Source organism: Pseudomonas sp. p99-361, from assembly GCF_003935475.1.
GTDB classification, from domain to species: domain Bacteria; phylum Pseudomonadota; class Gammaproteobacteria; order Pseudomonadales; family Pseudomonadaceae; genus Aquipseudomonas; species Aquipseudomonas juntendi.
Window position 1 is genome coordinate 21,740 of the sequence record NZ_RHQO01000024.1, and the last position, 8,952, is coordinate 30,691.

General features: G+C 61.6%; 7 protein-coding genes and 2 tRNA genes. 8 read left to right on the forward strand and 1 reads right to left on the reverse strand.

What is annotated here, in order from left to right:
* The first annotated feature begins 20 nt into the window (after nucleotides 1-20).
* Genes astB through astE form a run of 3 tightly spaced genes read left to right on the forward strand, consistent with a single transcriptional unit; the run spans nucleotide 21 to nucleotide 2,692 of the window.
* The gene (gene astB, locus EGJ22_RS12970; protein ID WP_009681478.1) at nucleotides 21-1,370 is read left to right on the forward strand and encodes an N-succinylarginine dihydrolase; all 1,350 of its coding nucleotides are present in this window, start codon (nucleotides 21-23) and stop codon (nucleotides 1,368-1,370) included.
* A 13-nt stretch (nucleotides 1,371-1,383) separates the two neighbouring features.
* Nucleotides 1,384-1,674: a hypothetical protein gene (locus EGJ22_RS12975; RefSeq protein WP_009681477.1), complete on the forward strand. Its 291-nt coding sequence runs from the start codon at nucleotides 1,384-1,386 to the stop codon at nucleotides 1,672-1,674.
* A 10-nt stretch (nucleotides 1,675-1,684) separates the two neighbouring features.
* The gene (gene astE, locus EGJ22_RS12980; RefSeq protein ID WP_009681476.1) at nucleotides 1,685-2,692 is read left to right on the forward strand and encodes a succinylglutamate desuccinylase; all 1,008 of its coding nucleotides are present in this window, start codon (nucleotides 1,685-1,687) and stop codon (nucleotides 2,690-2,692) included.
* 8 nt (nucleotides 2,693-2,700) lie between these two features.
* Here the strand turns inward: astE and EGJ22_RS12985 are convergent, their stop codons facing one another.
* The gene (locus tag EGJ22_RS12985) at nucleotides 2,701-4,107 is read right to left on the reverse strand and encodes a putative hemolysin-like protein (RefSeq protein WP_009681475.1); all 1,407 of its coding nucleotides are present in this window, start codon (nucleotides 4,105-4,107) and stop codon (nucleotides 2,701-2,703) included.
* Between the two features lie 136 nt (nucleotides 4,108-4,243).
* Between EGJ22_RS12985 and alaS the strand changes: the two genes are divergently transcribed.
* The 5 genes from alaS (at nucleotide 4,244) to EGJ22_RS13010 (ending at nucleotide 8,949) form a co-directional block, all read left to right on the forward strand.
* Nucleotides 4,244-6,868 carry an alanine--tRNA ligase gene (gene alaS, locus EGJ22_RS12990; protein ID WP_009681474.1) on the forward strand — a complete coding sequence of 875 codons (2,625 nt, stop codon included), beginning with the start codon at nucleotides 4,244-4,246 and terminating at the stop codon, nucleotides 6,866-6,868.
* A gap of 145 nt (nucleotides 6,869-7,013) precedes the next feature.
* Nucleotides 7,014-8,249, forward strand: coding sequence for an aspartate kinase (locus tag EGJ22_RS12995; RefSeq protein ID WP_009681473.1), 1,236 nt, complete (start codon nucleotides 7,014-7,016; stop codon nucleotides 8,247-8,249).
* A 165-nt stretch (nucleotides 8,250-8,414) separates the two neighbouring features.
* Nucleotides 8,415-8,603 (forward strand): carbon storage regulator CsrA, encoded by a 189-nt coding sequence (gene csrA, locus EGJ22_RS13000; protein ID WP_003254503.1) that lies wholly within the window; start codon nucleotides 8,415-8,417, stop codon nucleotides 8,601-8,603.
* Between the two features lie 72 nt (nucleotides 8,604-8,675).
* Nucleotides 8,676-8,766 (forward strand) — tRNA-Ser (locus EGJ22_RS13005).
* Nucleotides 8,767-8,872: 106 nt separating this feature from the next.
* Nucleotides 8,873-8,949 (forward strand) — tRNA-Arg (locus EGJ22_RS13010).
* Nucleotides 8,950-8,952 lie beyond the last annotated feature (3 nt).

The following is an 8,952-nucleotide window of genomic DNA, read 5'->3' on the forward strand; positions in this document are numbered from 1 at the left end:
CAGGTCACGGAGCCTTGCCGATGAAATCCTATGAAGTGAATTTTGATGGCCTGGTGGGGCCTACCCACAACTACGGCGGCCTGTCCTACGGTAACGTGGCTTCGCAAAGCAACAGCCAGCAAGGCTCCAGCCCGCGGGAAGCTGCACGCCAGGGCCTGGCGAAGATGAAGGCATTGGCCGACATGGGCTTCAAGCAGGGCGTGCTGGCGCCGCAGGAGCGCCCGGATGTGGCCGCGCTCCGCCGTCTGGGCTTCAGCGGCAGCGATGCCGACGTGATCCAGCGCGCTGCCAAAGAGGCCATGCCGTTGCTGGTGGCCACCTGTTCGGCTTCGAGCATGTGGGTGGCCAACGCTGCCACGGTCAGCCCCAGTGCCGACACCGCCGATGGCCGCGTGCACTTCACTGCCGCCAACCTCAATTGCAAATACCACCGCAGCATCGAGCACCCGACCACCAGTCGCGTGCTGGCCGCGATGTTCAACGACGAGCAACGCTTCGCCCACCACCCGGCGTTGCCTGCCGTGGCGCAGTTCGGTGACGAGGGCGCTGCCAACCATACGCGCTTCTGCCGCGCCTATGGGGAGGCTGGCGTGGAGTTCTTCGTCTACGGCCGCAGTGCATTCGACAGCCGTTACCCGGCACCGCAGAAATACCCCGCCCGGCAGACCCTGGAGGCCTCGCAGGCCGTGGCCCGTTTGCATGGCCTGCATGAGGACGGGGTGGTCTACGCTCAACAGAACCCGGCAGTGATCGACCAGGGCGTGTTCCACAATGACGTGATTGCGGTGGGCAATGGCGAGGTGCTGTTCTACCACGAGGACGCTTTCCTCGAGACTGACACGGTACTGGGCCAGTTGCGCGCTAAACTGGCCAGCAAGGGCGGCCGTTTCCAGGCCATCTGCGTGCCGCGCTCGGCAGTGGCGGTAGAGGATGCAGTGCGTTCCTATCTGTTCAACAGCCAGTTGCTCAGCCGTGACGACGGCTCCATGCTGCTGGTGGTGCCGGAAGAGTGCCGCAACAATGAACGCGTCTGGGCGTACCTTGGGCAGTTGACCCGCCAGGGCGGCCCGGTGAAGGAGGTCAAGGTGTTCGACCTCAAGCAGAGCATGCAGAACGGCGGTGGCCCGGCTTGCCTGCGTTTGCGCGTGGCCTTGAATGAAACGGAACTGGCGGCGGTCAACCAAGGCGTTATCATGACCGCCCCGCTGTACGACACCCTGCTGCAATGGGTCGACAAGCACTACCGTGATCGCCTGGTCGAGGCGGACCTGGCCGACCCGCAACTGCTGGTGGAGTGCCGTACCGCACTGGATGAATTGACCCAGATTCTGAAGTTGGGCTCGGTGTACCCGTTCCAACGCCAACCTTGAAGAGAGAATTGTAATGACCGACGCCCTGCGCCTGATCCTCGAAGATGAAGACGGCACCCAGCTCGAAACCTCCTGCACCCGTTTTGCCGTGGTCTGGCAAGGCAAGGAAGTGTGGATCCAGCAGGATGGCCGCGGCCAGTTGCTGATCGGTGTGGATGTCGAGGAAGGCGACGCCGAGTACGCCAACCTGCTGCTGCGGCCCATGGCCACCAACTTGGTCAGCCTGCAGCTGGAAATGGAACCTGCAGAGCTTGGCGAAGACGACGATCACGTCCATGGCCCCGACTGCGGCCACACCCACTAAGGAAGTTCCTATGCTCGCCCTTGGTAAATTGCTTGAGCTGACCCTCACCGATCACGAACCGGCCGAGAAGACCCAAGTGACCACCAAGGGCACGCGTTTGCGCTGGCTAGGGGAGGGGGCGCTCGAAGTGCGCCCACCCGACAGCGAGGATTGCGGCCTGGACTTGCTGTTGTCTGCCGGTATTCATGGTAACGAGACAGCGCCGATCGAGTTGCTCGAACGGCTGCTGCATGGCGTGGCCGACGGGTCGATCAAGCCCAAGGCGCGGGTGTTGTTCCTGTTCGGCAACCCGGTGGCGATGCGCAAGGGTGAGCGTTTCATCGAACAGGACATCAACCGCCTGTTCAACGGGCGCCACGAGCTGTCCAGCGGTTTCGAGGCGTTGCGTGCGGCCGAGCTCGAGCAGTTCGCCCGGGTGTTCTTCAGCAAGCCGGGGCGCAGCCGCCTGCATTACGATCTGCATACTGCCATCCGCGGTTCGAAGATCGAGCAGTTTGCCTTGTACCCCTATAAAGAGGGGCGCCAGCACTCTCGTCGCCAACTGGCACGCCTGGCAGCGGCGGGCATGCAGGCGGTATTGCTGCAAAGCAAGCCTTCCATCACCTTCAGCGCCTTTACCTACGAACAGCTGGAGGCTGAAGCGTTCACCCTGGAGCTGGGCAAGGCCCGCCCGTTCGGCCAGAACGAGCAAGTCAACCTCGACAAGCTCGAAGACCGCCTGATCAGGATCATCACGGCTGAAGAACCCGAAGACGAAGACTCGCTGGAAGGCCTGCAGCTGTTCAGTGTCTCCCGCGAAATCATCAAGCACAGCGACAGCTTTCACCTGCACCTGCCGGCGGATATCGAGAATTTTTCCGAACTGAGCAAAGGTTACCTGCTGGCTGAAGACCTGGCCGAGATGCGTTGGGTGGTCGAGGAAGAGGGCGCGCGCATCATCTTCCCCAACCCCAAGGTCAAGAATGGCCTCAGGGCAGGGCTTCTGATCGTGCCCGATGCAGGGCAGCGGTTGAGCTGAGGCGTTGCTTACAGTTGCGTGCGCAGTTCCAGTTGCAGTGCCTGGCGTAATCCGTTTTCAGTGAAAGCGGCGGGGTTGGTGTTAAGCGCAGTAGCGCCCCCAAAGTTGAATCTGCAGTCGGTGGGCAAGCCGATGCTTTGCAGTAACAGGTTGTCTACCGGGTAGGCGCCGTAAGTGCCCTGAACCTCTGTCTGGCCTGGGAATACGGTGCCGGTCATGGAATTCCAGCCCTGGCACAGGCAGCGGTACAGGTCCAGCAGCGGCAATTGGGTTGCCGTCGACCAGTTCGGGTTGTAGGCCAGCATGCCACCGCTGTAGCCCCAGCTGCTCTGGTTTTCGTTGATGATGAAGTGGCCTTCGTCTTCGTCCTGCTCGTCATCGCTGGGCGTGTAGCAAGTGAACTGTTGCCTGGCCGCTTCGCTCACCCTGATCGGTTTTCCGGTATGCCCGGCCTTGTTGTCCAGGCCTGCCAGCAGTGCTTGGCCGCACGGCAATTTGCGCATCAGCACCAGCGCATCTTCTACCGCCCGGCGGAACGCCTCATCACCCGTCACTTGCACACCGATGCGGCCTAGCGCCTGATGCTCGGCCGCTACAGGCTGGGCCAGGTGCGCATCGTACGCCGTGTTGCGGTAGAGCACGGTGCTGGAATTGGCCTGGCCAAGCAGGCAGTGGCCGGTGACATTGACCACCGCATTGCCTTTGTCGATCAGGACAGGGCCGCTACCGACGACTACCTGGTGCGTGCCGGTGTGCGCATCAATGTGCACCATGCCGGCCCCTGTCTCGATGCTGTTGCCGCTGCCGATCATGTCGATCAGTACCGGCTTGCGGACCTGCCCGGTAATGACCACCTGGTGCCCGCCATCGGTCAGGCGAATGGCAATGGCTTCAGCGGTATGCTGGGCGACCATGAATAGCGCGCCGTTGACCGTGACTTCCAGCAAGCAGTCGTGGGTCGTGATCTGCACACGTTTTTGCCGTGCATCCGAACCTGTGGCGCGCGGGGCGACATTGAACACCAGCAGCTCGGTGCTGGGCGCCAGGCGACGGTAACGTCGCCCCAGCGCATAGGCGCGTTCCAGTGTGATACGCACATTGCCATCAGCCTGTATGTACTTCACCTCTGTCTGCTGCTGGGGGTGGTCCTTGTTGATGAATGCGGTGTGGTGGCTGCCAGCCTGTCGATCGTCGAGGTAATAGACGGGGCTGGCATTGATCAATGGCGTAGGGTGGGGGAGCGGGTGTGGGTCCGAGTGCAGTTTGGACAGGTTCAGCTCAGGCATGGCGCATTCCGGTATCGAGAAGAAAGGCGCAGCATCCCCTTTGGGCTGGGTGCCCAGGTATTGCTTATGTACCGCCAGCGTGGCCGTGCAGCGCTGCCAGGCGACCTTGACAGTGTCGATGAACGGCATTTCATCCGCACAATGCCGTTCTGGTGTACAAACACACTGTATCTCCTGTTCAGGCTGGCTATAATGGCGCCCTTTGCCGTCGTTTCGTCGATTCGACGTATTAGCCCAAACGGCCGCCGTTTCCGTGGAAGAACCTATGAAAAGCGCAGAAATCCGTGAAGCCTTCCTTCGCTTCTTCGAAGAGCAGGGCCATACCCGAGTTGCCTCCAGTTCGCTGATCCCGAACAACGACCCCACCCTGCTGTTCACCAACGCAGGCATGAACCAGTTCAAGGACTGCTTCCTCGGTGCCGAGAAGCGTGCCTATACCCGTGCGGTCAGTAGCCAGAAGTGCGTGCGCGCGGGCGGCAAGCACAACGACCTGGAAAACGTCGGTTACACCGCGCGTCACCACACGTTCTTCGAAATGCTGGGCAACTTCAGCTTCGGCGACTACTTCAAGCGCGACGCCATCACCTTCGCCTGGACCTTCCTGACCTCGGAAAAATGGCTGAACCTGCCCAAGGAAAAGCTCTGGGTCACGGTCTACGCCACCGACGACGAAGCCTACGACATCTGGACCAAGGAAGTAGGCGTGCCTGCCGAGCGCATGGTGCGCATCGGTGACAACAAGGGCGCCCCCTACGCATCCGACAACTTCTGGACCATGGGCGATACTGGCCCGTGCGGCCCATGCACCGAGATCTTCTACGACCACGGCCCGGACATCTGGGGTGGTCCGCCCGGTTCGCCGGAAGAAGACGGTGACCGCTACATCGAGATCTGGAACAACGTCTTCATGCAGTTCAACCGCACTGCCGATGGCGTGCTGCACCCACTGCCAGCGCCGTCGGTGGACACCGGCATGGGCCTGGAGCGTGTCAGCGCCGTGCTGCAGCACGTGCACTCCAACTACGAGATCGACCTGTTCCAGAACCTGCTGGCAGCGGCGGCCAAGGCCATCGGTTGCAGCAATGACGGCCAGGCTTCGCTGAAAGTGGTGGCCGACCACATCCGCTCCTGCGGCTTCCTGATTGCCGACGGCGTGCTGCCATCCAACGAAGGCCGTGGCTATGTACTGCGCCGCATCATCCGCCGCGCTTGCCGCCACGGTAACAAGCTGGGCGCCAAGGGCAGCTTCTTCTACCAGATCGTTGCTGCCCTGGTGGCCGAAATGGGCGAAGCCTTCCCCGAGCTGACCAGCCAGCAAGCGCACATCGAGCGCGTGCTCAAGGCCGAAGAAGAGCAGTTCGCCAAGACCCTGGAGCAGGGCCTGCGCATCCTCGAGCAAGATCTGGCCCAGTTGCAAGGCGCCGTGGTACCCGGCGATGTGGTGTTCAAGCTGTATGACACCTACGGTTTCCCGATGGACCTGACGGCCGACATTGCCCGTGAGCGCGAGTTGACCATCGACGAAGCCGGCTTCGAGCGTGAAATGGACGCCCAGCGTGAGCGCGCCCGTTCTGCCAGCGCCTTCGGCATGGACTACAACAGCCTGGTCAAGGTCGACAGCGCCACCGAGTTCCTCGGTTACGACGCAACCGAAGGCCAGGGCAAGATCATCGCCTTGTACAAGGACGGCCAATCGGTCGACCAGCTGGGGGTGGGCGAGCAGGGCGTAGTGGTGCTGGACCGCACGCCGTTCTACGCCGAGTCCGGCGGCCAGGTGGGTGACAGCGGGTACCTGCAGGCGGGTGCTGCACGCTTTGACGTACGTGATACCACCAAGACCGGCGGGGCCTTCCTGCACCACGGTGTGGTCACCAGCGGTGCGCTGCTGATCGGTGCGCCGGTGGAGGCCAAGGTCGATGCAGACGTTCAGCACGCCACCTCGCTGAACCACTCGGCTACCCACCTGCTGCACGAAGCGTTGCGTCAGGTGCTGGGCGAGCACGTGCAACAGAAGGGCTCGCTGGTCGACAGCCAGCGCCTGCGTTTCGACTTCAGCCACTTCGAAGCGGTGAAGCCGGAGCAGCTCAAGCAGCTGGAAGACATCGTCAACCGCGAAGTGCGCAAGAACACGCCGGTCGAGACCGAACTGACCGACATCGAAACCGCCAAGGCCAAAGGTGCCATGGCGCTGTTCGGTGAGAAATACGGCGATACCGTGCGCGTGCTGACCATGGGTGGCGATTTCTCGGTAGAGCTGTGTGGCGGTATCCACGCCAAGCGTACCGGTGACATCAGCCTGTTCAAGATCATCAGCGAAGGCGGCGTGGCCTCTGGCGTACGCCGTATCGAAGCAGTCACCGGCGCCGCTGCGCTGGCCTACCTGAACGCTGCCGAAGAGCAGGTCAAGGAAGCCGCGCAACTGGTCAAGGGTAACCGTGACAACCTGATCGACAAGTTGTCGGCTGTGCTTGAGCGCAACCGTCAGCTGGAGAAGCAGCTGGAACAGCTGCAGGCCAAGGCCGCCAGCGCCGCAGGGGACGATCTCTCCAACGCGGCTGTTGAGGTCAAGGGTGCCAAGGTCCTCGCCGCCCGCCTGGATGGGCAGGATGGCAAGGCCCTGCTGGCCCTGGTCGATCAGTTGAAGAACAAGCTCGGCCACGCAGTGATCCTGCTGGGCAGCGAGCATGAGGGCAAGGTCGTGTTGGTGGCCGGCGTGACCAAGGACCTCTCCAGCCAACTCAAGGCTGGCGATCTGATGAAGCAAGCCGCTGCGGCGGTGGGTGGCAAGGGCGGTGGCCGTCCGGACATGGCCCAGGGCGGTGGCGTCGACGTCGCTGCGCTGGACAAGGCCCTGGCGCTGGCCGTGCCATTCGCAGAGCAGGGACTTTGAGATGAAGGGGTAGGCGGTTCAGTGGCGGGTGCGAAGCCCCCGGGTGCCGCACCCGGTGGCAGGCAGCAGCGTCACCGGCCACTTCCGCCACCCCTTCATGTTGGATTGTTTTTTGGGGCCCTGTATGGGCTGAGGCACCATTGAAATGGCGTTGATCGTACAGAAATTTGGCGGCACCTCTGTCGGTTCCATCGAGCGGATCGAGCAGGTAGCCGATAAGGTCAAGAAACACCGTGAAGCGGGCGACGACCTGGTCGTCGTGCTGTCGGCCATGAGCGGTGAAACCAATCGCCTGATCGACCTGGCCAAGCAGATCACCGATCAGCCGGTTCCGCGTGAACTGGACGTGATCGTGTCGACCGGTGAGCAGGTGACCATTGCCTTGCTGACCATGGCCTTGATCAAGCGTGGTGTGCCAGCGGTGTCCTACACCGGCAACCAGGTGCGCATTCTCACTGACAGCGCGCACAACAAGGCGCGCATCCTGCAAATCGACGACCACAAGATTCGTGCCGACCTCAAGGAAGGCCGCGTGGTCGTGGTTGCGGGCTTCCAGGGTGTCGACGAGCACGGCAGCATCACCACCCTCGGTCGCGGCGGCTCCGACACCACCGGCGTGGCCCTGGCGGCGGCGCTGAAAGCTGACGAGTGCCAGATCTACACCGATGTGGATGGCGTCTACACCACCGACCCGCGCGTAGTGCCGCAGGCCCGTCGCCTGGAGAAGATCACCTTCGAAGAGATGCTGGAAATGGCCAGCCTCGGTTCCAAGGTGCTGCAGATCCGTTCGGTGGAGTTCGCCGGCAAGTACAACGTTCCGCTGCGCGTGCTGCACAGCTTCAAGGAGGGTCCGGGTACCCTCATTACCATTGATGAAGAGGAATCCATGGAACAGCCGATCATTTCCGGTATCGCCTTCAACCGTGATGAAGCCAAGCTGACCATTCGCGGCGTGCCGGACACCCCGGGCGTGGCCTTCAAGATCCTCGGCCCGATCAGTGCTTCGAACATCGAAGTGGACATGATCGTGCAGAACGTTGCCCACGATAACACCACCGACTTCACCTTCACCGTGCACCGCAACGAGTACGAGAAGGCGCAGAGCGTGCTGGAAAACACCGCCCGCGAAATCGGTGCCCGCGAAGTGATCGGCGACACCAAGATCGCCAAGGTCTCCATCGTTGGCGTCGGCATGCGCTCGCACGCCGGGGTTGCCAGCCGCATGTTCGAGGCGCTGGCCAAGGAGAGCATCAACATCCAGATGATCTCCACCTCCGAGATCAAGGTTTCGGTAGTGATCGAAGAAAAGTACCTGGAGCTGGCCGTACGCGCGCTGCACACCGCGTTCGAGCTTGACGCCCCAGCCCGACAGGGCGAGTAAGGCGCTGCACTGCAAGGGCGCGGCACCAGCCGCGCCCTTCGTGTTTCTGCTCGCTGCGCAGGCCCTGTCCTGCCCTGTGCAGCGTGCGACCGGGCTGGTCGTCGTCCGCGGCCGGCCCTGACCCCAATACTGTTACCCCTGAATGTTTTGCGTAAGGAGAAAGCTATGTTGATTCTGACTCGTCGGTGCGCCGAGAGCCTGATCATTGGAGACGGCGAGATTACCGTGACGGTGCTCGGCGTGAAGGGCAACCAGGTACGTATAGGCGTTAGCGCGCCGAAGGAAGTGGCTGTTCACCGCGAGGAAATCTACCTGCGGATCAAGAAAGAGAAGGATGAAGAGCCAAGCCTTTAATTTTTTTGAAGTTTTTTTCAAAAAAAGGGTTGCAAAGGTGAAAGAGGTTCTTTAATATTCGCCTCGTGTTGCGGTGAGGTGGCCGAGTGGCCGAAGGCGCTCCCCTGCTAAGGGAGTATACCTCATAAGGGTATCGGGGGTTCGAATCCCCCCTTCACCGCCATTATTTGCGTAGGGCGCTGTAACGGGTAGGAACGCTAAGTAGTTGATTTTAAACGAAAACGTTCTTGCAAAAATGTTTCAGCGACCTATAATGCGCGGCAAGACACGGACTCATAGCTCAGCTGGATAGAGTACTCGGCTACGAACCGAGCGGTCGCAGGTTCGAATCCTGCTGAGTCCGCCACTC